This is a genomic window from Micromonospora sp. CP22, assembly GCF_009712475.1.
GTDB lineage: Bacteria > Actinomycetota > Actinomycetes > Mycobacteriales > Micromonosporaceae > Micromonospora.
In genome coordinates this window covers 120,384-145,418 of the sequence record NZ_VCJO01000004.1, presented here as the reverse complement: position 1 = coordinate 145,418, position 25,035 = coordinate 120,384, and the positions used below count along the sequence as shown (strand labels likewise).

The window sequence follows — 25,035 nt, the reverse complement described above, 5'->3', positions numbered from 1 at the left end:
GAGACCCATGTCCGAATCACTGCCTGTCGCCACCGTCCGGACGCAGGTGACCGTGCCGTTGCGGTTCCCTGACGGCTACAGCACCACGGCCCGGCTGTTCACCTTCGACGGGCTGGTCGACTCTCGGGAGCATCTCGCCTTCGCCCTCGGCGACCCCGGCGCGGCGGAACGCGACGGCGGCGTGCCGCTGGTGCGTCCGCACAGCGAGTGCCTCACCGGCGACGTGTTCGGTAGCCAGCGCTGCGACTGCGGGCCCCAACTGCGCGAGGCGGTGCAGCGGATCGCCGACGTCGGCGGCTACCTGCTCTACCTGCGTCAGGAGGGTCGGGGCATCGGGCTGTACGCCAAGCTCGACGCGTACGCGTTGCAGGACGCGGGGCTGGACACCTTCGAGGCCAACGTGGCGCTCGGCCACGCCGAGGACGAGCGCGACTACACCGTGGCGGCGCAGATGCTCGCCGCGCTCGGTGTCGGGCCGATCGCGGTGCTGAGCAACAACCCGGAGAAGACCGAGCAGTTGGGTCGGCTCGGGGTCACCGTGACCGAGCAGGTGCCCACCGGCGTGTTCCTGTCCCCGGCCAACGCCGAGTACCTCGCGGCGAAGGCCAGCCGTGCGGCCCGCGCCGCCGACCTCCCCGTCGCCCGGTGATCGGCCCGCCGGAGGTGGCGCGGCCGTACGTGCTGCTCAGCTGCGCCACCTCGATCGACGGCTATATCGACGACGCCACCGACGAGCGGCTGCTGCTGTCCAACGACGCGGACCTCGACCGGGTCGACGAGGTCCGCGCCGGCTGCGACGCGATCCTGGTCGGCGCCGGTACGGTCCGCCGGGACGACCCCCGGTTGCTGGTGCGGTGCGAACGGCGTCGGGCCGAACGGGTCGCTCGGGGTCTGCCGTCGTCACCGACCCGGGTGACCATGACCGCCTGCGGAGACCTGGATCCGGACGCCCGGTTCTTCACCGTCGGCGACACCGAGCGGATCGTCTACAGCGCCAGCGGCGCGGTGGAGAAGACCCGACACCGGTTGGGCGGGCGGGCCACCGTGCTCGACGCCGGTGAGCCGGTGGACCTGGCGCGGATGTTGACCGACCTCGCCGAGCGGGGGGTGGGTCGGCTGCTGGTGGAGGGCGGCGCGGGCGTGCACGGGCAGTTCCTCGCCGCCGGGCTCGCCGACGAACTCCACCTGGTGGTCGCCCCCTTCTTCGTCGGCGACCGACGGGCGCCCCGGTTCGTCGGCGAGGGCAGCTTCCCGTGGCACCCGGGACGACGGGCGCAGGTGGTGGAGGCACGCCAGATCGGCGACGTGGTGTTGACCCGTTACGCGCTGTCGGATCGCTGCGACCTGGGTTAGGCCGACGAACGTCGATGTCGCCTCGGCGGCGAGCGGCTACCGCACGTCGTGCCGGTCCGCCGGTCGCGGCAGGAACATCAGCCGGGCCCGTTTGTCGGGCAGGTCCACCACCGGGCCGTCGACGAAGCCGGCCCGGCGCAGCCGCGCGATCGCCTTGTCGTTGCGGGCGTCCGGCTCCATCACCAGCCGTTGCCGGCGAGGATCGGCGAAGACGAAGGCGATGAACTCGTCCAGCAGCGTGCCGGTGAAACCGGGCTCGGGCCGCACCGGAGTGCCGATCAGCAGGTGACCGCCGTGGTCGCCGGGACGTACCGGATAGCACTCGCCGACCGGATCGTGTTCCGGCTCGTAGGTCTGGAACAGCGCCACCGGCTGCCCGTCGCGTCGGGTGAGGTACGCGTGATGGGTGGCGAGCGAGTCGACGTACCGGTAGATCTCGGCGACGCGGTCCCGGTCGGCGTCGAGCATCCCCCAGAACCGGGCCCGCTCCTGGCTGACCCAGGAGTGGATCACGTCGGCGTCGGCATCCGGGTCGACCGGCCGGAAGGTGACCACACCGAACCCGGGCACCTGCCGTTCGTAGTGGTGGGGGTCAGTCATCGTGCTCCTCGGTCAGCCGGTCCCAGTCGCAGGTCACCGTGATCAGCTCCCCGTCGACCCACAGTGGTAGCTGGTCGTCGCGGTGCGGCCCGGCCCCGGTGGCGCCCAGCGGCACCACCCAGCGGCTGTCCTCCCGCCGGGCCAGGTCCCACACGTAGCGGGCCGTCGGCCCGCGCAGACACAGGTCGGTCACCCCGGGCACGCTGGAGGTGGCCAGCACACAGTCGTGGTCACCGGCGAGCGCCGGACCCGGTGGCGCGGCCGGGTCGGGCAGCGCCCGCCACGGCAGGAGCCGGTGCCGGTCGCCCCAGGGCCGGGTGTCGTCGGCCGCGGCGATCTCCGCCAGGGCCCCACGCAGCAGGTCGGCCCGATCCAGGCCGGGCAGGTCCGCGGACAGCAGTGAGATCACCGCGTACCCGACCCGGGAGGTCAGGGTCAGCCAGGGCCGGAACACCTCCGGGTAGCCGGGCGGTTCGGCCAGCTCGGCCAGCGCGGGATGGGCGGCGAGCCGGCGGGTCACCGCGGCCCGCAGGTCGGCGAAGGCGGCGGCGTCGACGCTGTCGGCGGCCATCCGGCGGTCCCAGGCCAGCAGCCGGTCCCGTAGCCCGGCGGCGGCCGGGTCGAGCCCGTCCAGCGTGGCGAGCAGGTCCAGCAGCGGCCCGGCGGCGGCCAGGTATGTGTCGGTGTGCACGCTGGCCATCTGCCCGGCCTGCCAGTCGTCGACGGCGTCCAGCAGGTGGCGGATCCGTTCGGCCCGGTACGGCGGCGCGAACTCCACGCCGAGCCCGGCGGAGATGCCCCGCTCGTTGGCCATCACCGCCACCTGACCGACCGGGGCGCTCGGCATGTCGTGCCAGCCCTGCCAGGCGTGGTCGGCGCCCCAGGCGGGGACCACCCGTCGCCCGTTGTCCGGATGGCGTCGGGGCACCCGACCGGCCACCCGGTGCAGCAGCCCGCCGACGGTGTCGGCCGCGAGGACCACGTTGACCGGCTCGACCCAGCCGTCCAGTGCCGCGTCGACGTCGTCGACGGTGCGGGCCCGCAGCAACGCGGGCAGGACGGCGAAGCCCAGCTCGCCGAGGACCCGGGGTGGGTATCGCAGGCTGATCGTGGTGGCCGGGTCGTCGTCCGGCCCACCGGAGACCACCGGGCCTCGCTCGGTCTCGATCACCTCGACCTCGACCGGTTCGGCACCGGACACCTCGATGGTCTCGACGTGGCGGTGTGCGAGTCGCCATCCGTCGGGTCCGTACGCCTCGACCCGGTCGCCCCGGCGGCGCAGTCGTTCGGCGTACCCGTCCTGGTAGTCCGCCATCGCGTTGGTGATCGCCCAGGCGACCGCACCGGCATGGCCGAAGTGCGGGATGCCCGGAACACCGGGCACGGCGAAGCCGACCACGTCGTACTCCGGGCAGGCCAGGCGGATCTGCTGGTAGATGCCGGGTGCCTCGATGAACCGGTGTGGGTCACCGGCGATCAGGGCGGCCCCGGCGGCGGTGCGGTCGGCGGCCACCAGCCAACCGTTGCTGCCGGAGGTGACGTGGTTGTCGACGGCGAACAGGCGGGCCGCCGCCGGACCGAGTTGGCGGGCCACCAGGTCACGCCAGAGTTTGGTGCCGAACCCGGCGAAGAGAACGTGGTGGCTGAGCCAGAGCGCGAGTGGCGTCCACGGCTGCCAGCGACCCGGCCGTAGGCCTGTGGCGGCGAACTCCGGGGCCCGCGCCGCACCGGCGGCCAGCGCGTCGTTGACTCCGTCGACGTAGTGGCCTACCCACTCGGCGGTGGCCGGGTCGAGGGCGGCGTGGCAGCGGCGCGCGGTGTCGTCGAGCCTCGCCCGGCGGGCGAAGCTGTCCCAGGCCACCGCCTCGACACCGAGGAACGAGGCGGAGGTGCCCTGCGCGCGGTGCCGTTCCACCTCGATCTGCCAGGCCCGGTCCAGGGCGGTGACCTGCCCCTGGGCGAAGGCCAGCGAGGTGTGGTCGACGGCGCGCAGGTGCGGGATGCCGTAGTCGTCGCGATAGCGGCGCGCGCTCACCGCGTCACCGTACCGGCTCGGACGCGGACTGCGGGAGCCACCAGCGGGGTACCGGCACGGCGGTCGCGGGGTGGTGCGGTCGGCCTGGACGGCGTCTCGTACCGTGGCGTATCGATGACGGACAGTGTGAACTCCAGTGTGGTGCGGAAACGCCGTCGGGACTTGACAGGAGCCGAGTCCGGGCAGGAAGTTAGGTTAGGTTAGCCTAACCGCTCTGCCTGGTCCGAGCCCCTGATCGAAAGACGACACGAATGCCTGAGCACCTCGCCGCCCGCCGCCCCTCCCACCGGGGATCGCTCGCTGTCGGCGGCACCGCCGTGCTGGTCGACTTCGGACTCGACGGTGCGGCGGGCGGCGGCGCGGCGCCGCTGCCGGAGAACCTCGCCACGGCGATCCGGGGGGCGAAGAAGCCCACCTGACGCCGCCGCGCGGCCGGGCGCGATCCGTCCCCGGCCGCTGTGCACCTCCCAGACCCGAACCACCCGCCGCCCACCTGTCGTGCGGCGGTTCACGGCTGCTCCGAACATCGAATCGCCGAGCGTGAAGGACACGTCCATGACCTTGCCGGTGCACCCCGCCGAGGCAACGCCGAGCAACCCGAAGCCCCGGCCCACACCCGCCCGGGCACACCTGCTCAGCGACGAGACAGTGGAGCAGTATCGACGAGCCGTGGCCGACGGCACCGAGCGGGTGGCCCGTCGCGTCGCCGAGGTGACCGGACCCTTCACCGGCGTACGCCCGGACGAACTCGCCCCGCAGATGGAGGCGATCGACCTGGACCAGCCGCTGGGTGACACCACCGCTGCCCTCGACGAGCTGGAGGACGTCTACCTGCGCGATGCCGTCTGGTTCCACCACCCACGCTACCTGGCCCACCTCAACTGCCCCGTGGTGATCCCGGCACTGCTCGGCGAGGCGGTCCTCAGCGCGGTCAACTCCTCCATGGACACCTGGGACCAGAGCGCCGGTGGCACCCTGATCGAACGCCGACTCATCGAGTGGACCGCCGACCGCATCGGCCTCGGCCCGGCCGCCGACGGCGTGTTCACCAGTGGTGGCACCCAGTCCAACCTGCACGCCCTGCTGCTGGCCCGGGAGGAGGCGCTGGCCGCGGCGACCCCGGCCGACCGGCGGATCCTGCTGCCCCGCCTGCGGATCATCGCCTCGTCGGCCGGTCATTTCAGCGTGCAGAAGGCGGCCAAGCTGCTCGGCCTGGCCCCGGACGCGGTCGTGGTGGTGGAGACCGGCCCCGACCGGCGGATGCGACCCGGCGCGGTCCGGCACGAGATCGCCCGCTGTCGGCGTGCCGGGCTCACCGTCATGGCGGTGGTGGCCACCGCCGGCACCACCGACTTCGGCACCATCGATCCGCTCGACGAGATCGCCGAGGTGTGCGCCACGGCCGGTGTGTGGCTGCACGTCGACGCCGCGTACGGCTGCGGCCTGCTGGTCTCGCCCACCCGTCGGCACCTGCTCCACGGCATCGAGCGCGCCGACTCGGTCACGGTCGACTTCCACAAGTCCTTCTTCCAGCCGGTCAGCTCCAGCGCACTGCTGGTCCGCGACCGGCGGACCCTGCGGCACGCCACCTGGCACGCCGACTACCTCAACCCGGCCCGGATGGTCGCCCAACGCATCCCCAACCAGGTCGACAAGAGCTTGCAGACCACCCGCCGGTTCGACGCGCTCAAGCTCTGGCTGACGTTGCGGGTGATGGGGCCCGACGCCGTCGGTGAACTCTTCGACGAGGTCTGCGACCGGGCCGCGCAGGCGTGGCAGCTGCTCGCCGCCGACCCCCGCTTCGAGGTGCTGACCCGCTCACAGCTGAGCACAGTGGTGTTCCGCTGGCAGCCCACCGGGCCGGGCCGGGAACTCGCCGACGCGGCCAACCTGCGGGCCCGTGAGGCGTTGGCCGCCTCCGGCCTCGCCGTGGTCGCCGGCACCCGGGTCGACGGCCGGCAGTACCTCAAGTTCACCGTGCTCAACCCGGCGACCACCGTCGACGACATCGCCTACGTGCTCGACCTGATCGCCGAGCACGCCGGACGCTACGTCCACGAACACGCCGGATCGTCCGCGGCGGGCCTGACCTGCCCGGTCGGCTGACCATGTCACCTGCGAACCCGAGCCTGGAGGGCCGGATGTCCAGTTACGACTTCATCGGGATCGGCCTCGGGCCGTACAACCTCGGCCTGGCCTGCCTGACCGCACCCGTCGCCGACCTCGACGGGCTGTTCCTGGAGGCGCGCGACGACGTCTCGTGGCATCCCGGCATGCTGCTGGAGTCGGCCCGGTTACAGACGCCGTTCCTGGCCGACCTGGTCACCCTCGCCGACCCCACCTCACCCTTCTCCTTCCTCAGCTACCTCAAGGAGATCGGCCGGCTCTATCCCTTCTACATCCGGGAGAACTTCTTCCCGCTGCGGGCGGAGTACGACGCGTACTGCCGCTGGGCCGCCGCCAAGCTGCCCAACCTGAGGTTCGGGCACCGGGTCACCACCGTCGAGTACGACGCCACCGACGACCGGTATGTGGTGACCGCCACCGTCGACGGCGGCACCGTCACCCACCGGGCCCGCCACCTGGTGCTCGGTACCGGCACCCCGCCCCACCTGCCGGCCGCCTGCGCCGGTCTGACCTCCGACGCGGTGCACAACTCCCGGTACCTGGAGCACCGGGACGCGTTGCGGGCCAAGCGGAGCATCACCATCGTCGGCAGTGGACAGAGCGCCGCCGAGATCTACCACGACCTGCTCGGCGACATCGGCACCCACGGCTACCAGCTGAACTGGGTGACCCGCTCGCCACGGTTCTTCCCGCTGGAGTACACCAAGCTCACGCTGGAGATGACCTCGCCGGACTACGTGGACTACTTCCACGCGCTGCCCGAGCCCACCCGGTACCGGCTGGAGGCCGAGCAGAAGGGGCTGTTCAAGGGCATCTCCGCCGACCTGATCAACGACATCTACGACCTGCTCTACGCCTCCAGCCTCGACGGCCCGGTGAGCACCCGGTTGCTGACCAACACCGAGTTGACCTCGGTGACCCACGACGAGAGCACCGGCGTGCACACGCTCCGGCTGCGCCACGTCGAGCAGGAACGGGAGTTCACGCTGGACACCGAGGGGCTGGTGCTGGCCACCGGCTACCGGTACGAGGTGCCCGAGTTCCTGGCACCGGTCCGGGACCGGTTGCGCTTCGACGACCACGGCCGGCTCGACGTGGCCCGCAACTACAGCGTGGACTCCACCGGGCGCGGGGTGTTCCTCCAGAACGGTGGCACCCACACCCACAGCATCACCTCGCCCGACCTGGGCATGGGCCCGTACCGCAACAGCTGGATCATCCGCGAACTGCTCGGCCGTGAGGTCTACCCGATCGAGAAGTCGATCGCCTTCCAGGACTTCGGGGTGACCGGGTGACGCAGCTCGTCTACACCCGCCACGACCGGCGGCTCGGCGAGTTCGCCCTGCGTACGCTCGACGTGGCCGCCGACGCGCCGGTGCTGCACCGGTGGGTGACCCACCCCAAGGCCGCCTTCTGGCTGATGCAGGACGCCGACGTCGACGCGGTTGCCGCCGAGTACCAGCGCATCGCCGAGCACCCGCACCACGAGGCGTACCTGGGCCTGTGGCGCGCCGAGCCGACGTTCCTCGCCGAGCGGTACGACCCGGCGCACGTCGAACTGGTCGGCCTGTACGACGCCCGCCCCGGTGACGTCGGGATGCACTTCCTCTGCGCGCCCACCGACACCCCGGTGCCCGGTTTCACCCGGGCCGTCATCACCACCGTGATGGCCTGGCTCTTCGCCGACCCCGCCACCGAGCGGGTCGTGGTCGAGCCGGACGTACGCAACACCGCCGTGCACGCACTCAACGCGGCGGTGGGCTTCGAGGTGATCGGACCGATCACCAAGCCGGAGAAGACGGCGTTGCTGAGCATCTGCACCCGGCAGCGATTCCTGGCCACTATCGGCGCCGCCACCGATACCGACGCCGCCACCCGAGCCGGTGCCGCCGGCAGCGACGCGAAGGAGCATCACCTTGACCACGCGTGACCCGGTCGCCCACCTACGTCCGGAGACCTGGGAGCGAGCCAACCGCCTGCTGGTGCGCAAGGCGCTCGCCGAGTTCACCCACGAGCGACTGCTCGCCCCCGAACCGGACGGTCCGACCGCCGACGACACCGGTCGCCGGTGGTACGCCCTCACCGCCGCCTCCGGCGCGGTCCGGTACCGGTTCGCGGCCCGGGTGATGACCCTGGAGCACTGGGACATCGACCCGGAGAGCATCACCCGGCACCGCGACGGCGAACCGACGCCGCTGGACGCCGTCGACCTCTGCCTCGACCTGCGCGACGCGCTCGGCCTCACCGACCGGATCCTGCCGGTCTACCTCGAGGAGATCACGTCCACCCTCGCCGGTCTGGCGTACAAGCTGGACCGGGCGCTGCCCAGCGCGGCGAAGCTGGTGGAGGCCGACTTCCAGACCATCGAGACGTCGATGACCGAGGGCCACCCGTGCTTCGTGGCCAACAACGGGCGGCTCGGCTTCGGCATCGACGAATACCACCGCTACGCCCCCGAGGCGGCCCAGCCGGTACGGCTGATCTGGCTCGCCGCCCACCGCGACCACGCCACCTTCACCAGCGCCGCCGACCTGGACCAGGAGACGCTGCTGCGTACCGAACTGGACGAGGCGACCCTCGCCCGGTTCGCCGGGACCATGACCGAGCTGGGGCTGGACCTCGCCGACTACCACCTCATCCCGGTGCACCCCTGGCAGTGGTGGAACAAACTGTCGGTCACCTTCGCCGGTGAGGTGGCGCGCCGTCGGCTGGTCTGCCTCGGTGAGGGCCCGGACGAATACCTCGCCCAGCAGTCCATCCGCACCTTCTTCAACGTCAGCCACCCGGAACGGCACTACGTCAAGACCGCGCTGTCCGTGCTGAACATGGGCTTCATGCGGGGCCTGTCGGCCGCGTACATGGAGGCCACCCCGGCGATCAACGACTGGCTGGCCGGTCTGATCGACGGCGACGAGGTGTTCCGGGCCACCGGACTGACGATCATCCGCGAGCGGGCCGCCGTCGGCTACCGGCACCGGCAGTACGAGGTCGCCACCGACCGCTACTCGCCGTACCGCAAGATGCTGGCCGCCCTCTGGCGGGAGAGCCCGGTGCCTGACCTGGCTCCCGGCCAGCGGCTGGCCACCATGGCGTCGCTGCTGCACGTCGACACCGACGGGCGGTCGTTCGCCGCGGAGCTGATCGCCGCCTCCGGGCTGGCACCGGCGGTCTGGCTACGGCGCTACCTGAACGCCTACCTGACCCCGCTGCTGCACGCCTTCTACGCCTACGACCTGGCGTTCATGCCGCACGGCGAGAACGTCATCCTGGTGTTGCGCGACGGGGTCGTGGAGCGGGCGATCTTCAAGGACATCGCCGAGGAGATCGTGGTGATGAGCGCCGAGGCGCAGCTGCCTCCGGCGGTCGAGCGGATCCGCGCCGACATCCCGGAGGACATGAAGCTGCTGTCGATCTTCACCGACGTCTTCGATTGCTTCTTCCGCTTCCTCGGTGCGACGCTGGCCGCCCAGGGCGTCATCAGCGAGGAGGAGTTCTGGCGTACCGTGGCCGACTGCGCCACCGAGTACGCCGCCCGGGTGCCGCACCTGGCCGACCGGCTGGCCCGCTACGACCTGTTCGCCCCGGAGTTCGCGCTGTCCTGCCTCAACCGGCTGCAACTGCGCGACAACCAGCAGATGGTCGACCTGGCCGACCCGTCCGCCGCGCTGCAACTGGTGGGCGCGCTGGCCAATCCGCTGGCGCGCTTCGCGCCCGCCGACGGGTAACCCGCTGCCCACCGGGTCAGTGGGAAGGGTCTGCCGGGTCCGGCACGTGTTCGAGCAGCACCGCCCGCAGGTGGCGCGGAGTGGTCGGGAGGGTGGCGGCTCCGACCGCGAACATCTGCGGGCTCTCCGGGGCTGCGGAGATGCCGTGCAACCTCATGCCGACCGCGTCCGGCGGCTGCGGTGCCGGCAGGCCGCGCCAGGCACCCGCGTACGTGGCCAGCGTCGCCTGCGACGCCGGAGAGTTCTCGACCAGCCACGGCTGTCCGGTCGGGTCGGTCGTCACGTCGGCCAGCGCGCCACCGGGCGCGTCCCGGATCGGCTCGAAGGATCCGGCCCGGCCGCGTACCGCCAACCCTCCGTCGCCGACCGCCCACAGCTCACCCGACGAGCGGCCCGCGAGGGCCGTGAACGAGGAGTCCTGTTCGCTTATGCCCACACCGACCGTACGCCAGCCGGAGCCGTCCCAGTGAAAGAGCAGGGGGCCCTTGAACCCCTGCCACGCGCCGTTGCCCGCTGCCCAGACGTCATCCGGGCGGAAGGCCCGGATCGCGGTGACGGTGCAGACGTTCGGCGTGCCGCCGAAGGACGTACCACCGGTGCGGCATTCGGCGGGTGACGGGTGCGACCGCCAGGAGTCACCGTCCCACTGCTCGATGATGACCTCGCTGCGGTCGTTGCCCACCACCCAGGTGTGCCCGCCTGCGACGGTGAGGCCGGTGACCAGCGCGACGTGTCCGCCGTGCCCCCGGGGGAACGGCACCTCGCGCCACACGGTGCCGTCGAAGCGCAGAATGTGCGTCACCTGCTCCTCCGGAGTGGGTCCGGCGGTGCTGCCGACCACCCAGACGTTGGTGGGCGAGTCGGCCGCGACGAGCTCGAACCGACCGTGCCACGCGATCTCCGGCAGGGCGGCGCGTGCCCAGTTCGTCCCGTCCCACTGGAGGACCAACGGGGTGCCGGTGTCGTCCGGCTGTTCGGGGGAGTAGCCCTCGCTGCCGACCGCCCACGCGTGCGTGGCGTCCACCGTCACGACGTCCCACAGCACGCTGGTCGGCCCGGCCAGCTCCGGCAGCGTGGCCGGGCGCCAGGTGGGTGGGACCGCCTCGGCGACGGCCTTCGGTGAGCCGCCGGTGGCGGTCACCGAAGGATCCGCGGACGATGCTGTCCGGCTCGGTCCGTCACCGCAGCCCGACACCAGCAGCACGGCGACCATCGTCGCGGCGATCCTGCGCACGGCACTGATGATCGCAAGGCGATGCCACCCGGACATTCCCGCTGACCAACGGTCGCCGCCCGAGGACCACGCCCGCAGTGATACGAGCGGATCGCCGTCGGAGGGTCAGACCTCGCCGGGGTCGGTGCGCCGCGCGACCGTCAGCGCGGTCCACGACACGGGTGGCAGCTCGACGGTGAGTAGACCGTCGGAGAGCCGTGCGGTGTCGTTGGTCCGCAGCCCCACCCGGTTCGGGTCGCGCAGGTCGTTGGCGGCGCGTACGTCGGTGTCCCAGATCCCCCGGGCCGAGACCGCACCGGTCGGCTGGCAGGCGCTCAGGTCGATCGTCACGGTCGTGGCCTCGGTGAGGTGCCGGTTCTGGAGGAAGATCGACATCTCGTCCCCGGCGCTGGTGGCGGCGGCGGCCACCACCGGCACCGAGCCGAAGGTCGCGGTGGTCGTCTCGTCGGTGTCGGCCAGGACCCGCAGCGCGTCGCCCCGGGCGGCGTGCGAGGTCACCGAGAACGGGAAGAACGTCGTCTGCCGCCACGCCGGTCCACCCGGCTCGGTCATGATCGGTGCGATCACGTTGACCAGTTGCGCGAGGTTCGCCGAGGTGACCCGGTCGGCATGGTTGAGCAGGCTGATCAGCAGGCCGCCGAGGACGACGGCGTCGGCGACGGTGTAGCGGTCCTCCAGCAGGCGCGGGGCCACCGGCCAGTCGTCGATGGTGAAGGTGCGGGCCCGCTCCTGCCACCGGGTCATGTACCAGATGTTCCACTCGTCGAACGCGAGATCGACGCGCTTGGGCGAGCGCTTGACCGCGCGGACGTGGTCGACGGTCGCCACCACGGACTCGATGTAGGTGTCCATGTCGATCCCGGAGGCGAGGAAGCTGGCGAGATCCCCGTCGTGCTCCTCGTAGTACGCGTGGCAGGAGATGTAGTCGACGTCGTCGTACGCGTGCGTCAGCACCACGCGTTCCCACTCGCCGAAGGTGGGCATGCCCCGGCCGGACGAGCCGCAGGCGACCAGTTCCAGGTCCCGGTCGACCTGTCGCATCGCCTTCGCGGTCATCGACGCGAGCTTGCCGTAGTCCTCGGCGTTGCGGTGGCCGAGCTGCCAGGGCCCGTCCATCTCGTTGCCGAGGCACCACATGCGGATGTCGAACGGCTCCTGGCGACCGTTGGCGGCCCGCTGCGCGGCGCGGGCGGTGCCGGCCGGCACGTTGGTGTACTCCAGCAGCTCGACGGCCTCCTTCGGGCCCCGGGTGCCGAGGTTGACGGCCAGCATCAGCTCACTGCCGACGAGTTCCAGCCAGTGCTGGAACTCGTGCAGGCCGACCTGGTTCGTCTCGGTGGAGTGCCAGGCCAGATCGAGGCGGTGTGGACGCTCGGCCACCGGCCCGATGCCGTCCTCCCAGTTGTAGCCGGAGACGAAGTTGCCGCCCGGGTACCGGATCGTGCTGACCCCGAGCTCCTTGACCAGCTCGACCACGTCCCGCCGGAACCCGTCCGGTCCGGCGCTCGGATGCCCGGGCTCGTGGATGCCGTCGTAGATGTGCCGACCGAGATGCTCGACGAATCCGCCGAAGAGGCGGCGACGGACCGGTCCGATGGTGAAGGCCGGGTTGACGGTGAGGTGCGCGCGGGGCATGGGTCTCCTAACGGTGCTCAGCCACGATAACGTTTTCGGTGACGGTAGACGAGCCCCGGAAAGGGCACTACATGCGCTTCTCTCGCCTTGCCGGCATCGCCGGCATCGGGTTCGTCGCGATCCTGGTCGCGGCGAACCTCCTCCTGACGGCGGCGGGTTTCCCGACCCCGTCCGAGCGCGCATCCGTCGAGGAGATCGCCGCGGTCTACGCCACCGGGGCCGGGTCACTGCGACTGGCATCGGCGCTCCTACCGGCGGCCTGGTTGCTGGCCACCGTCTTCGCCGTCGGGGTCTGCGCCCGCCTCGGACGCTCCGAGCGGGGCGGCGTCGACCCGTGGTCCCTGGTCGGTCTCGCCGGCGTGCTCATGCAGTCGGTGGTGTTCACCAGCGTCGAGGCCACCCGCCTGGCCCTGATGTCCGCCGCCGAGGACGGCTCGGGCGACGTCGCCGGACTGTGGGGCCTGCACACCGCCCTGTTCGGCTTCAACCAGGTGTTCCTGGCGACGGCACTCGTCGGCTTCTCGATGGCCGGCGTCCGTAACGGCGTCATCACCCGCTGGCACGCCGTCATCGGCTTCCTCGCCGCTGTGCTGCTGTTCGTCACCGCGACGACAAGCCCGTACGGCGTCGGCGACACCAACCCGCTCGCCCTGCTCGGCCTCGTCGGCTGGCTGCTCTGGTTGGTGTGGATCGTGGCGTACAGCGTCACCCTGATCCGGCACGCACCCGAGCCGTCGGCGTCCACCACCGGTGCCGACACCGCCTCCGCCGGTACGTGACCGCACGACGATCGCCGACGGAGACCGGCAGGCGTGTCACCTCGGGGCGGGACCGGCGCTGTCGCGGAAGATCAGCTCGGCGGGCAGCGACTCCACCCGGGGCCCGGCGGCTCCCGGGTCGAGGGCCAGCGCCATCGCGCGGGAGCCCATCTCGACCAGCGGCAACCGGACGGTGGTCAGCGCCGGTGTGACGTCGCGGGCCATCGGCATGTCGTCGAAACCGAAGACACTGACCCGCTGGGGCACCGGCACCGCGCGGTCGCGCAGCAGGGCCAGCGCGCCGATCGCCATCGAGTCGTTGAGTGCCGCGATGGCGGTCAGCCCGGGCTCCGCGTCGAGCAGCGCCGCAGTGGCCTCGGCACCGCCGTCACGGTCGAAGTTCGCGTACCGGACGCGGTGTTCCGGCAGTTCCCGACCGTGCTCGGCGAGGGCGGCGCGTAGCCCGGTGAGCCGGTCGGTCGTGGTGGTCAGCACCCGGGGGCCGGCGACCACACCGATGTGTTCGTGGCCGAGGCGGCACAGTTCCCGCCCGAGCAGCTCGCCGCCGCCCCGGTTGTCCGGCATCACCGCGTCGCCGGAGTGCTCGTGGCGGCCGATCACCGCGACCCGTCCGCCGGTGGCCTCGTACGCGGTGAGCTTGCCGTTGAGCAGCCGGGTGAAGTCGGCGTCGTGGTATCCGGAACCGGCCAGGATGATGGCGGCGACCTGCTGGCCGCGCAGCAGCTCGACGTACTCCAGTTCCCGTTCCGGGTCGCGGTAGCTGTTGCAGATCATCAACAGTCGGCCCTGGTCGGTGGCGACCCGTTGCAGACCTCGGGTGATCTCGGCGAAGTACGGGTCGGAGACGTCGTGCACGATCACGCCGACGGCGCCGCGATGCGAGCGGGCCAGCAGTTGGGCGTGGGCGTTGGGCACGTACTGCAACTCGGCGACGGCCCGCAGCACCCGCTCGCGCAGCTCCTCGGTGACCGGCTTGCTGCTGCCGTTGATCACGCGGGAGGCGGTGGCCGGTGAGACACCGGCCCGTCGGGCCACATCGGACAGCGTCGCCACACCCGCCCCCTCACGCGTCGCGTCGGCCGCTGCCGTGGCGACCAGCCACACCGTACCGCAGTGAGGATGCTTCTCAGGTGCCCGGTAAACGCAGGTCATGGCGGCGGGCCGGGGCCGCTGCCGAGCGCTCCGGCGGTGGATCCGCGGTGACGCAGGCCGAAACTTCCGCGGTCAGGTAAGCCCTTGCCTGGCTGTGACGGCACCACCTAGGCTTGTAGGAAAGCGCTTACCTGACCGCTTCGGGTGGGTACGACGGAAGGATCCCCATGACCCGTAGGTCGATCGGCATCATCGTGAACGGCGTCACCGGCCGGATGGGATACCGGCAGCACCTGGTGCGCTCCCTGCTGGCCATCCGCTCCGCCGGTGGCGTGCCGTTGGCCGACGGCACCACGATCTGGCCACAGCTCGTCCTCGTCGGCCGCAGCGAGGCCAAACTGCGCCAGATCGCCGAACGGCACGGCCTGGACGACTGGACCACCGACCTGAGCGCCGCGTTGTCCCGCGACGACGTGCAGGTCTACTTCGACGCGCAGGTGACCCAGCAGCGGGAGAAAGCCATCCGGCAGGCCATCGAGGCCGGTAAGCACATCTACACCGAGAAGCCCCTCGCCGAGGACACCGCCGCCGCTTCGGACCTGGCCCGCGCCGCGCGGGCCGCCGGCGTACGCACCGGTGTGGTGCAGGACAAGCTCTTCCTGCCGGGGCTGCGCAAACTCAAGCGCCTGCTCGACGGGGGCTTCTTCGGCCGGGTGCTGTCGGTGCGCGGCGAGTTCGGCTACTGGGTCTTCGAGGGCGACTGGCAGCCGGCGCAACGGCCGTCCTGGAACTACCGGGCCGCCGACGGCGGCGGCATCGTGGTGGACATGTTCCCGCACTGGCACTACGTGCTGGCGGAGCTGTTCGGCGAGGTGCGCGCGGTCTCCGCGACCGTCGCCACGCACATCCCGCGCCGCGTGGACGAGGCCGGACGCCCCTACGAGGCCACCGCCGACGACGCCGCCTACGGCGTCTTCGAGCTGGAGGGTGGCGTGATCGCCCAGCTCAACTCGTCCTGGTGCGTGCGGGTGTTCCGCGACGAACTGGTCGAGTTCCAGGTCGACGGCACCGAGGGCAGCGCGGTGGCCGGGCTGCGGCGCTGCCGGGTGCAGCACCGGGCGGTCACCCCCAAGCCGGTCTGGAACCCGGACCTGCCGATCACCGAGGACTTCCGTTCGCAGTGGACGGAGGTGCCGGACAACGAGGACTTCGACAACGGCTTCAAGGTGCAGTGGGAGGCGTTCCTGCGGCACGTCGCCACCGGCGAGCCGTTCCGGTGGGACTTCCTGGCCGGTGCCCGTGGGGTGCAACTGGCCGAGCTGGGCCTGGTGTCGGCCCGCGAGGGTCGCCGCGTCGAGGTGCCGGAGCTGTCCCTGTGAGCGGCGCGGAGGTGACCCTGCCCGGCGGACGTCGCCTGCGGCTCTCCGGCGGCGCCGGACATCCCCGCCCGGAGAGCCCGCCGACCTGCCGCATCGCGTACGCCGCCGCGCACGTGGTGGCCGACCCGACCGCCGACAACACCCCGGGTGCCCCGGCGGTGCTGGACTGGGAGCGGACCCTCGCCTTCCGTCGGCACCTCTGGTCCTACGGGCTGGGGGTGGCCGAGGCGATGGACACCGCGCAGCGCGGCATGGGCCTGGACTATCCCGCCACCCGGGAGCTGATCCGCCGCAGCGCGGCGCAGGCCCGCGCCGCCGGTGGGCGGATCGTCGCCGGGGTCGCCACCGACCAGCTGCCGCCCGGCCCGGCGACCCTCGCCGAGGTCACCGCCGCCTACCGCGAACAGCTCGACGACGTGCAGGCCGCCGGGGCGGTGCCGGTGCTGATGTGCAGCCGGCACCTGGCCGCCGCCGCCCGTGGCCCCGAGGACTACCTGCGGGTGTACGACGAACTGCTGGCCGCCGCCGACCGACCGGTGGTGCTGCACTGGCTCGGCCCGATGTTCGACCCGGCGCTGTCCGGTTACTGGGGCACCACCGACCTGGACCTGGCCGCCGACACCGTGGTCGAGCTGCTGAAGACCCACGCGTCGAGAGTGGACGGCATCAAGGTGTCGCTGCTCGACGCGGGGCGCGAGGTGGCGTTGCGCCGCCGACTACCGGCGGGGGTACGCCTCTACACCGGCGACGACTTCCACTACCCGGAACTCATCCGGGGCGACGAGGTCGGCCACTCCGACGCGTTGCTCGGGGTCTTCGCCGCCATCGCACCGGCCGCGTCGGCGGCGCTGGCCGCCCTCGACCGTGGCGACCACGGCGCGTACGACCAGATCCTCGCCCCGACCGTGCCGCTGGCCCGGCACCTGTTCGCCGCACCCACCTGGTACTACAAGACGGGCATCGTGTTCCTCGCCTGGCTGGCCGGGCACCAGGAGCACTTCACGATGGTCGGCGGGTTGCAGTCCGGCCGCTCCCCGGAGCACCTGGGCGTCCTGCTCACTCTCGCCGACGCCGCCGGCCTGCTGCCCGACGCCGAGTCGGCCGCCGCCCGGGCTCGTGCCTTCTTCACCGTGGCCGGGGTGGCCCAGTGAGCGGGGACCGGGCGGCCCTGCGCCGGTTCTCGTTCAACCAGGCCACCGCCCAGCACTGGCCGCTGCCCGACGTCGTCGCCGGGTGCGTCGCCGCTGGCGTACCGGGTATCGGCCTGTGGCGGGAACCGGTCGCCGAGTACGGGCTCGGGCGCGCCGCGAAGCTGGTCCGCGACGCCGGGCTGACGGTCACCAGCCTGTGCCGGGGCGGGTTCTTCACCGCCGACGACTGGCGGGAGCAGAACCTGCGCGCCATCGACGAGGCGGTCACCCTCGGCGCCCCGGTCCTGGTGCTGGTCTCCGGTGGCCTGGCGGCGGGCAGCCGGGACATCGACGGTGCGCGAGCCCGGGTGGCCGACGCGGTCGCCGAACTCGCTCCGTACGCCGACGACGCCGGGGTGAGGCTGGCCATCGAACCGCTGCACCCGATGTTCGCCGCCGACCGGTGCGTCATCGCCACGCTCGGCCAGGCGCTGGACATCGCCGAGCGGTTCGACCCGGGGGTGGTGGGTGTGGTGGTGGACGCCTACCACGTGTGGTGGGACGACACCGTCTACGACCAGATCGCCCGCGCGGGCCGGTGGATCGCCGCCTTCCAGGTCTGTGACTGGGTCACCCCGTTGCCGGAGGGGGTGCTGCTCGGCCGGGCGCTGCCCGGTGACGGCTGCATCGAGCTGCGGCGGCTGCGTGAGGCGGTGGACGCGGCGGGCTACACCGGGCCGATCGAGGTGGAGGTCTTCAACGCCGAGGTCTGGGCCCGGCCCGGCGACCAGGTCCTGGCCGCCGCCATCGACGGCTACCTGCACGCGGTCACCTGACCCGGTTCGGTACCGCGGGACGCCCGGTGTCCGGCGGTACCGGACCGAGCGGGTGCTGACGGACGTGGGCCACCTGGTTCCGGTGACCGGGGCAGCCGTGAGAGTCTTACCCGGCTCAGCTCTCGCGGTTTCACCGTTCTCGAGGGACTCGCCATGCAGACCCATGTTCTCCGCCGGTGGCTCGCCGGCACGGCCGTCGTCGGCATGCTCGTCACGGTGGCCGCCGGTGCGCCGGCCGCCGCCGAGCCGGCGGCGACCACAGTGGTGAGCGTCAACAACGTCCTGGTCGCCGCCGACGGCCCACCGAAGTGGGTCTCGCTGCGCCTACGCGGCGACCAGCAGGTCGGCACCTACGCCGTGCGGGTGGACCGCAGCGCCGTCATGTCGTTCGCAGCGGTCGACCAGGGTGACGACGGGGAGTTCTGCACGGTGGAGGGCGCGATCCTCACCTGCCGGTTGACGATCGGCAGCGACTGGGGATCGGAGCTGTTCAGCCTCGCGGTGCGGGCGACCACGGACGCGCAACTGGGCCAGCAGGGGGATCTGCTGTTCACCGTCACCACGCCGGACGGGACCACCGGGACCTACCGGTCCACGGTCACCGTGGGCGAAGGGGTCGATCTCGCCACCGAGCGGACGCTGACCCTCGACAGCGCCCTGGGTGCCCGCGTCGACGTGCCGTTGACGGTGCGCAACCGGGGCACGACGACCGCGCACGGCCTGGTGTTGTACCTGTCCGGGTCGTACGGGTACACCCCCTCGAAGCGGTACGAGAACTGCGAGTACAGCGAACCGGACCTCGACAGCAGCTCCTTCGCCTGCACCTTCGACAACTCGGTGGAGCCCGGCGAGGTGCTCCAGGTGGACTCCACCTTCGGCGGAACGGTCCCGGCCGACAGCTGGGCGCCGAACCTGCACCACAGCTACGCGCTCTGGTTCACCCCCGCCGACTGGGCGGAGTACCGCTCCCGGTTGTCCTCCACCGGGCCGCTCGGTCCGAAGGGGAGCGACGACGCCCTGACGCTGGTGCCGGTCAGCGCGGCGCAGGCCAGAGCGCACCGGCAGACCGACACCGACAGCTTCGACAACGAAACCCGGATCACGCTGACCGTCGACGGCGACCAGCGGGCCGACGTGGCCGCCGAGGGGGCCACCATCACCGCAGCGGTCGGCGACACCGTCACGATGCGGGTCGGCTACCTCAACCACGGCCCGGCGAGTGCCGGGCCCAACGGTCAGCGGGGCCTCAACATCGAGACCATCGTGACCCTACCGACCGCCGTCACCGCGGTCACCGCTCCGCAGTCCTGCGTCGACCAGGCGGAGGACGAGTGGCAGCCCGGCAAGCCGGGCGCGCGGGTCTACCTGTGCCTTGCTCGCGGCACGATCAGCGTTGGTGAGCAGATGGGTTACGAGTTCGACGTGCGGATCGACCGGGCCGGTGGCAAGGACGGCACGGTCCGGCTGCGCACCTTCGACGGTGACGGCGCGGTCGCCGACCTCGACCCGGCCAACGACACCGCGACGATCCAGGTGCGGCTCTCCGGCGGCGGCGGAGGCGGAGGGTCGTTGCCGATCACCGGCACCCCGATCGGCCTGATCGTCGGTGTCGGTCTCGTGCTGATCGTCGCCGGGGCCCTCGGCTACCTGCTGGCCCGCCGCGGCCGGATCCGGTTCATCGTCTGAGCCGGGTCAGCCCGCCGGGGTACGGGAGGCGAGCGCGTCGACCAGGCGTCGGGTGGAGCCGGCGAGGTTCCACCGCTCGGCCAGGTCGAGCAGCCGTCGCGGGTCGGCCGGTGCCGCCGGCAGCTCGGTCGCCAGGGCGGGCAGCGGCACGTCCAGGGCGACCCGCACCACCTTCGGTGCCACGGCCAGGTAGTCGCGTGCCGCGTTGAGCTTGGTCCGCAGCCCGGGTGCGAAACCGGCGGCCGGGTCGTCGAGGGCGGCGAGGATGCCGGCGATGTCGCCGTACCTGTCGATCAGCCGGGCGGCGGTCTTCTCGCCGACCCCGGCCACTCCGGGCAGCCCGTCGGAGGGGTCGCCACGGAGCGCGGCGAACTCGGCGTACCGGTCGGCGGGCACCCCGTAGCGGGCGCGTACCGCGGCATCGTCGCAGTCGTCCAGCTTGGCCACGCCCCGCCCGATGTAGAGCAGCCGCACTCCCCGGGCGTCGTCGACCAGCTGGAACAGGTCCCGGTCGCCGGAGACCACCTCCACCGGGCCGGGTTGGGTGACCGACAGGGTGCCCAGCACGTCGTCGGCCTCGTAGCCGGCCGCCCCGACGACGGTCACCCCCAGCGCGTCGAGCACCTCCAGGATCATCGGCACCTGCGGGGTGAGGGTGTCCGGCACCACCTCGCCGCCCTCGGGAGCGACCCGGTGTGCCTTGTACGACGGCAGCAGCGCGACCCGCCAGTCGGGCCGCCAGTCGTGGTCCATCGCGCACACCATCCGACCGGGCCGCCGGGTGCGTACCAGGCTGGCGAGCATGTCGAGGAACCCACGCACGGCGTTGACCGGCTGACCGTCGGTGGTCTTCGCGGCGGATTCGGGGATGCCGTGGAACGCCCGGAAGTAGAGACTGGGCGCGTCGATGAGCATGATCGGGGTCTGCGCTGTCACGCTCGACAGCCTGGCACACCCCACTGACGTTCACCGCGCACGGCAGGCCGTCGGGGCGTTGCGGGTGATGCGACGAAGGAGGCACCGATGACCGTTCCGGCCCGGTCGCGCGGTCAGCTCGCACCGGCCGGGCCCCGCCCGCCGCGCCGCTTGACCACGTACGGCAGCACGAACAGGTACAGACCGGTGAACATGAGCAGGGCCAGCGGCAGCAGCGGTAGGTAGGAGATCCAGACGATCGGATCCTCCTGGGCGAGCGCGACGAAGGTGACGATGACGGTCACCGTGAACACGATCGCCAGCCACCGGTGGATCTGCCGGATCCAGTTGTTCCCGCTCATCGGTACCTCCTGTGTGTGGCGGTATCAGCTCGGGCGATCGCCCGGCCGGGAGAAGCTGATGGCCAAGCTAGTGAGGTCCGACGGTCGATGCTTCTCGAATCCTGACCGGTCCGCGTCGGTGGCTTCGACACCGTCCGCCCACCACACCCAAACGACCGTTAAGCTAGCTGGGTGGGGTTCGAGGACCTGTATCCGCCGGGGCGACTGGTCACCGCGCAGCGTGCCGTCGCCGCCGCCGGGCTGGACGCGTTGCTGCTCAGCCCCGGCTCCGATCTGCGTTACCTGACCGGGTACGACGCGCACGCCGGTGAGCGGCTGACCCTGCTGGTGCTGCCGGCCGAGGGTGAACCGACGCTGATCGTGCCGACCCTGGAACGGCCGGCGGCCGAGGCGTCGCCGGCACCGGCCACCGGGGTACGCATCGTCGACCACGCCGACGGCACCGACCCGTACCCGCTGGTGACCGCCGCCCTCGGCGGACCGGTCGGCGAGGTCGGTCTGGCCGACCGGATGTGGGCCGAGCAGGTGCTGGCGCTGCGGGCGGCACTGCCCGACGCCCGGCAGCGGCTCGCCTCGTCGGTGCTGCGGGAACTGCGTGTCCACAAGTCGGCCGCGGAGGTGGAGGCCCTGGCCGAGGCGGGCGCGGCGATCGACTCGGTACACGCCCGGATGGGGGAGTGGCTACGGCCGGGGCGCACCGAGGTGGAGGTGGCCACCGACATCGCCGCCGCGATCCGGGCGGCCGGGCACGTCACCGTCGACTTCGTCATCGTGGCCGCCGGGCCGAACGGCGCCAGCCCGCACCACGGCACCTCCGACCGGCCGATCGGCCGGGGTGAGCCGGTCGTGGTGGACATCGGCGGCACCATGCCCTCGGGCTACCGTTCCGACTGCACCCGCACCTACCTGGCCGGCGGCACCGCACCGCCCGGGTTCCTCGACTACTACGCGGTGCTGCACGAGGCACAGTGTGCCGCCGTGGCGGCGGTCCGCCCCGGGGTGAGCGCCGCGACCGTGGACGCCGCCGCCCGTACCCCGATCACCGCAGCCGGGTACGGCGAGGCGTTCCTGCACCGCACCGGTCACGGCATCGGCCTGGACGGCCACGAGGAGCCGTACGTGGTGGCCGGAAACGATCGGCCGTTGGCGGCGGGAATGACCTTCTCCGTCGAGCCCGGCATCTACCTGGCCGGGCGGCACGGTGCCCGGATCGAGGACATCGTCGTCTGCACGACGGACGGCGTACGACGGCTCAACACCACCCCCACGGAGCTGATCACACTATGACTGTCGACCGGATCCTGCCCTCCGACGAGGCACACGACCTGCTGGAGTTGGCCACCGAGTTGGCCGACCGGGAACTCGCGCCGAAGGTGGTCGAGTACGAACGGCGGGGTGAGTTCCCCCGGGAGGTGCTGCGCACGCTGGGCCGAGCGGGCCTGCTCGGCCTGCCCTACCCGGAGGAGTACGGGGGCGCCGCCCAGCCGTACGAGGTCTACCTACAGGTGCTGGAGATCCTGGCCAGCCGCTGGCTCGGGGTCGCCGAGGCGGTCAGCGTGCACACCCTGTCCTGCCACCCGGTCGCCACGTTCGGCAGTGAACAACAGCGCAAGCTGCTGCCCGACATGATCGGCGGCGAGTTGCTCGGGGCGTACTGCCTGTCGGAGCCGCAGGGCGGCTCGGACGCGGCGTCGCTGAACACCCGGGCGGTGCGCGACGGGGACAGCTACGTGGTCACCGGCACCAAGGCGTGGATCACGCACGCGCAGGTGGCCGACTTCTACAACATCTTCTGCCGTACCGGCGGGCCGGGCTCGCGTGGCATCTCCTGCCTGCTGGCCGACCGGGCCACTCCCGGCATCCTTCCGCAGGCCGCCGAGCGCACCATGGGGTTGCGTTCCTCGCCCGTGGCGCAGGTGGTCTTCGACGAGGCCCGGGTGCCGGCCGACCGGCTGATCGGTGACGCGGGGGCGGGTTTCACCATCGCCATGTCCGCTCTGGACTCTGGGCGGCTGGGCATCGCCGCCTGCGCGGTCGGGCTGGCCCAGGCGGCGCTGGACTACGCGGTGGACTACGCCCGGCAACGCGAGCAGTTCGGGAAGGCGATCATCGACTTCCAGGGCCTCGGCTTCATCCTGGCCGACCTGGCCACCCAGATCTCCGCCGCCCGGGCGTTGACCCTGTCCGCGGCGCGGCTGCGGGACGCCGGGCGGCCGTACTCGATCGAGGCGGCCAAGGCGAAGTTGTTCGCCACGGACGTGGCGATGCGGGTGACCGTGGAGGCGGTGCAGGTCCTCGGCGGCGCGGGATACGTCGCCGACCACCCGGTCGAGCGGTACCTGCGGGAGGCGAAGGTGTTGCAGATCGTGGAGGGCACCAACCAGATCCAGCGCCTGGTGATCTCCCGGGCGTTGGCGAAGGGCTGACCGACCGCGACCGTCGACCTGCGGATGGCGACGGCGGGCGGCTTGTCGGTCGCGTTGACCGGCCGTAGGCGGTAGGTTCCACGCCGTGGAGGAGATCGACCGCGCCATCGTGGTGGCGCTGACCGCGGACGGCCGACTGTCGTACACGGATCTGGCGGAGAAGGTCGGCCTGTCGGTCTCGGCGGTGCACCAGCGGGTGCGTCGGTTGGAGCAGCGCGGGGTCATCAAGGGCTATGCGGCGCGGGTCTCCTTCGAGGCGCTGGATCTGCCCCTGACGGCGTTCGTGGCGATCCGGCCGTTCGACCCGTCGCAGCCGGACGACGCGCCGGAACGGCTGGCTCACCTGCCGGAGATCGACTCGTGCTACTCGGTGGCGGGGGAGGACTTCTACCTGCTGCTGGTCCGGGTGGCCGGTCCGGCCGATCTGGAGCGGGTGCTTCAGGAGATCAGGACGGCGGCCAACGTCACCACCCGGACGACGGTCGTGCTGTCCACCCCGTACGAGCATCGGCCACCGAAGGTGGGGCGGGAGCCGACGGTCCCGCCGCCCCGCTGATCGACGGCTGGTCAGTGGCGGGCCGTGGCGGCGCGTTGTTCGGGCGGTGCGGGCGGTGGTTGGTTCCACCGGAGGATCACCGGGCGGCCGTGTTCGTGGCCGAGCACGCTGAGGGTGGCGGTGTCCAGGCGGAACAGCCCGCCGGCGGACGGGGGCAGGCCGAGCCAGCGGGCCCCCAGCACGCGTAACGCGTGTGCGTGGCCGACCAGTGCGACCGGTCCCTGGTCGAGCAGGGGGTGCAGCTTGGCGAGCAGCCGGTCGAGGCGTGCGCCGATCTCGTGGGGTGACTCGCCGCCCGGACACCCGTCGGTCCACACGCTCCAGCCGGGGTGTTCCTGCTGGATCTGCGCGGTGGTGCGGCCCTCGTAGTCGCCGTAGTGCCATTCGGCGAGGTCGTCGTCGGTGTCGGTGACGGCCAGCCCGGCCAGCTGCGCGGTGCGTCGGGCCCGTAGCCGGGGGCTGGTCAGCACGGCGGCGAACCGCCGTCCGGCCAGGGCCGGTCCGAGTGCGCGGGCCTGCCGCTCGCCGTCGGGGGTGAGGGGCAGGTCGGTGTACGAGGTGTGCCGACGGCTGGCGCTCCAGCTGGTCTCCCCGTGCCGGACGAGCACGATCTCGCTCATGCCGTCGAGCCCTGACGTCGCCCGGCACACACCGCCGGGTGGTCTCCGGTTCGCAGGCCCATGGCCTCAGTCAACCAGCCGGGCGGGCCCCGCTGCCGGACACCGTCAGGATCTACCGCCCACTTTCTAGTATCCTAGGATGGCTTAGCGGATGTGGCAGCCACCACCCACCCGCACAGCCGTTTTAGCTCGCCGCACCGGGGGACACGACACACAGCGGAGCGGTCCGCTCCGCGCTACGCCGACCAGGCAGGGGAGACGACATGAGCTTCACCGACAAGGCGAAGAACAAGGTCGAGGAACTGAGCGGCGCCGCCAGGGAGCGCATCGGCGAGATGACCGACAACGAGCGCATGCGGGCCGAGGGCGCCAGTCAGCAGAGCGAAGCGCGCGCCCGTGAGGCCGGTGAGAAGGTCAAGGAGGCCGGGCGGAACGCGAAGGACGCCGTCACGAAGTGACCGTCCAGCCGAACGGGCCGCCGGGTTGAACCCGGCGGCCCGTTCGTGCTCGGTGACGGCCAGCAGGTGGTGTCGCCGCCGGCTCGG

At 72.0% G+C, this 25,035-nt stretch carries 24 protein-coding genes; 16 read left to right on the top strand and 8 right to left on the bottom strand.

What is annotated here, in order from left to right; translation table 11 throughout:
- Positions 1 to 7: 7 nt before the first annotated feature.
- Positions 8 to 649 (top strand): GTP cyclohydrolase II, encoded by a 642-nt coding sequence (gene ribA / locus FF096_RS09210; RefSeq protein WP_155216380.1) that lies wholly within the window; start codon positions 8 to 10, stop codon positions 647 to 649.
- Complete coding sequence (locus tag FF096_RS09205) at positions 649 to 1,353, top strand: dihydrofolate reductase family protein (protein WP_309223053.1); 705 nt, start codon at positions 649 to 651, stop codon at positions 1,351 to 1,353. Before ribA ends, FF096_RS09205 begins: the two co-directional genes overlap by 1 nt.
- Positions 1,354 to 1,389: 36 nt before the next feature.
- On the opposite strand, the gene FF096_RS09200 is transcribed toward FF096_RS09205, so the two are convergent.
- Together FF096_RS09200 and FF096_RS09195 are read right to left on the bottom strand one after the other, a co-directional pair.
- Positions 1,390 to 1,953, bottom strand: a complete 564-nt coding sequence (locus tag FF096_RS09200) for a GNAT family N-acetyltransferase (RefSeq protein ID WP_155216378.1) — start codon at positions 1,951 to 1,953, stop codon at positions 1,390 to 1,392.
- Positions 1,946 to 3,988 (bottom strand): penicillin acylase family protein, encoded by a 2,043-nt coding sequence (locus FF096_RS09195; RefSeq protein ID WP_309222967.1) that lies wholly within the window; start codon positions 3,986 to 3,988, stop codon positions 1,946 to 1,948. Before FF096_RS09195 ends, FF096_RS09200 begins: the two co-directional genes overlap by 8 nt.
- 251 nt (positions 3,989 to 4,239) lie before the next feature.
- Between FF096_RS09195 and FF096_RS09190 the strand changes: the two genes are divergently transcribed.
- The 5 genes from FF096_RS09190 (at position 4,240) to FF096_RS09170 (ending at position 9,840) form a co-directional block, all read left to right on the top strand.
- A complete protein-coding gene (locus FF096_RS09190; protein WP_155216376.1) occupies positions 4,240 to 4,407 on the top strand; it encodes a hypothetical protein in 168 nt (55 codons plus the stop codon).
- A gap of 136 nt (positions 4,408 to 4,543) precedes the next feature.
- On the top strand, positions 4,544 to 6,094 hold the full coding sequence (locus FF096_RS09185; RefSeq protein ID WP_155216373.1) for an aspartate aminotransferase family protein: 1,551 nt from the start codon (positions 4,544 to 4,546) through the stop codon (positions 6,092 to 6,094).
- A 35-nt stretch (positions 6,095 to 6,129) separates the two neighbouring features.
- Positions 6,130 to 7,410, top strand: a complete 1,281-nt coding sequence (locus tag FF096_RS09180) for a lysine N(6)-hydroxylase/L-ornithine N(5)-oxygenase family protein (protein WP_155216371.1) — start codon at positions 6,130 to 6,132, stop codon at positions 7,408 to 7,410.
- Positions 7,407 to 8,045: a GNAT family N-acetyltransferase gene (locus tag FF096_RS09175; protein ID WP_309222966.1), complete on the top strand. Its 639-nt coding sequence runs from the start codon at positions 7,407 to 7,409 to the stop codon at positions 8,043 to 8,045. Before FF096_RS09180 ends, FF096_RS09175 begins: the two co-directional genes overlap by 4 nt.
- Positions 8,032 to 9,840, top strand: a complete 1,809-nt coding sequence (locus FF096_RS09170) for an IucA/IucC family siderophore biosynthesis protein (protein WP_155216369.1) — start codon at positions 8,032 to 8,034, stop codon at positions 9,838 to 9,840. The genes FF096_RS09175 and FF096_RS09170 overlap by 14 nt, the downstream gene beginning before the upstream one ends.
- A gap of 16 nt (positions 9,841 to 9,856) precedes the next feature.
- On the opposite strand, the gene FF096_RS09165 is transcribed toward FF096_RS09170, so the two are convergent.
- Together FF096_RS09165 and FF096_RS09160 are read right to left on the bottom strand one after the other, a co-directional pair.
- Entirely contained in the window at positions 9,857 to 11,074 is a 1,218-nt protein-coding gene (locus FF096_RS09165) for a hypothetical protein (protein ID WP_155216367.1), read from the bottom strand.
- 105 nt (positions 11,075 to 11,179) lie between these two features.
- The gene (locus tag FF096_RS09160; RefSeq protein ID WP_155216365.1) at positions 11,180 to 12,709 is read right to left on the bottom strand and encodes an alpha-N-arabinofuranosidase; all 1,530 of its coding nucleotides are present in this window, start codon (positions 12,707 to 12,709) and stop codon (positions 11,180 to 11,182) included.
- Between the two features lie 71 nt (positions 12,710 to 12,780).
- On the opposite strand from FF096_RS09160, the gene FF096_RS09155 reads away from it, so the two are divergent.
- Positions 12,781 to 13,488: a hypothetical protein gene (locus FF096_RS09155; protein ID WP_155216363.1), complete on the top strand. Its 708-nt coding sequence runs from the start codon at positions 12,781 to 12,783 to the stop codon at positions 13,486 to 13,488.
- A 36-nt stretch (positions 13,489 to 13,524) separates the two neighbouring features.
- Here FF096_RS09155 and FF096_RS09150 read toward each other — a convergent pair whose 3' ends face one another.
- Positions 13,525 to 14,541, bottom strand: a complete 1,017-nt coding sequence (locus FF096_RS09150) for a LacI family DNA-binding transcriptional regulator (protein WP_309222965.1) — start codon at positions 14,539 to 14,541, stop codon at positions 13,525 to 13,527.
- A 266-nt stretch (positions 14,542 to 14,807) separates the two neighbouring features.
- Here FF096_RS09150 and FF096_RS09145 point away from each other — a divergent pair, with 266 nt between their 5' ends.
- The 4 genes from FF096_RS09145 to FF096_RS09130 all read left to right on the top strand — a co-directional run bounded on the left by FF096_RS09145 (position 14,808) and on the right by FF096_RS09130 (position 19,611).
- The gene (locus FF096_RS09145) at positions 14,808 to 15,959 is read left to right on the top strand and encodes a Gfo/Idh/MocA family protein (protein ID WP_155216359.1); all 1,152 of its coding nucleotides are present in this window, start codon (positions 14,808 to 14,810) and stop codon (positions 15,957 to 15,959) included.
- Positions 15,956 to 17,110 carry a dihydrodipicolinate synthase family protein gene (locus FF096_RS09140; protein ID WP_309222964.1) on the top strand — a complete coding sequence of 385 codons (1,155 nt, stop codon included), beginning with the start codon at positions 15,956 to 15,958 and terminating at the stop codon, positions 17,108 to 17,110. The genes FF096_RS09145 and FF096_RS09140 overlap by 4 nt, the downstream gene beginning before the upstream one ends.
- The gene (locus FF096_RS09135; RefSeq protein ID WP_309222963.1) at positions 17,107 to 17,925 is read left to right on the top strand and encodes a sugar phosphate isomerase/epimerase; all 819 of its coding nucleotides are present in this window, start codon (positions 17,107 to 17,109) and stop codon (positions 17,923 to 17,925) included. The genes FF096_RS09140 and FF096_RS09135 overlap by 4 nt, the downstream gene beginning before the upstream one ends.
- Before the next feature lie 153 nt (positions 17,926 to 18,078).
- Entirely contained in the window at positions 18,079 to 19,611 is a 1,533-nt protein-coding gene (locus tag FF096_RS09130; RefSeq protein WP_155216357.1) for a cell wall anchor protein, read from the top strand.
- Positions 19,612 to 19,617: 6 nt separating this feature from the next.
- Here FF096_RS09130 and FF096_RS09125 read toward each other — a convergent pair whose 3' ends face one another.
- Together FF096_RS09125 and FF096_RS09120 are read right to left on the bottom strand one after the other, a co-directional pair.
- Complete coding sequence (locus FF096_RS09125) at positions 19,618 to 20,526, bottom strand: 5'-3' exonuclease (RefSeq protein ID WP_155216860.1); 909 nt, start codon at positions 20,524 to 20,526, stop codon at positions 19,618 to 19,620.
- Positions 20,527 to 20,660: 134 nt separating this feature from the next.
- Positions 20,661 to 20,888, bottom strand: coding sequence for a hypothetical protein (locus FF096_RS09120; protein ID WP_155216355.1), 228 nt, complete (start codon positions 20,886 to 20,888; stop codon positions 20,661 to 20,663).
- A 171-nt stretch (positions 20,889 to 21,059) separates the two neighbouring features.
- Here FF096_RS09120 and FF096_RS09115 point away from each other — a divergent pair, with 171 nt between their 5' ends.
- From FF096_RS09115 to FF096_RS09105, 3 genes are all read left to right on the top strand, one after another.
- Positions 21,060 to 22,175, top strand: coding sequence for a Xaa-Pro peptidase family protein (locus FF096_RS09115; RefSeq protein ID WP_309222962.1), 1,116 nt, complete (start codon positions 21,060 to 21,062; stop codon positions 22,173 to 22,175).
- Positions 22,172 to 23,314: an acyl-CoA dehydrogenase family protein gene (locus FF096_RS09110; protein ID WP_155216353.1), complete on the top strand. Its 1,143-nt coding sequence runs from the start codon at positions 22,172 to 22,174 to the stop codon at positions 23,312 to 23,314. The genes FF096_RS09115 and FF096_RS09110 overlap by 4 nt, the downstream gene beginning before the upstream one ends.
- An 85-nt stretch (positions 23,315 to 23,399) precedes the next feature.
- Positions 23,400 to 23,870, top strand: coding sequence for an Lrp/AsnC family transcriptional regulator (locus FF096_RS09105; RefSeq protein ID WP_309222961.1), 471 nt, complete (start codon positions 23,400 to 23,402; stop codon positions 23,868 to 23,870).
- 11 nt (positions 23,871 to 23,881) lie between these two features.
- Here FF096_RS09105 and FF096_RS09100 read toward each other — a convergent pair whose 3' ends face one another.
- A complete protein-coding gene (locus FF096_RS09100) occupies positions 23,882 to 24,490 on the bottom strand; it encodes a histidine phosphatase family protein (RefSeq protein WP_155216351.1) in 609 nt (202 codons plus the stop codon).
- 263 nt (positions 24,491 to 24,753) lie between these two features.
- Between FF096_RS09100 and FF096_RS09095 the strand changes: the two genes are divergently transcribed.
- Entirely contained in the window at positions 24,754 to 24,948 is a 195-nt protein-coding gene (locus FF096_RS09095) for a CsbD family protein (protein ID WP_155216349.1), read from the top strand.
- The last annotated feature ends 87 nt before the right edge of the window (positions 24,949 to 25,035 follow it).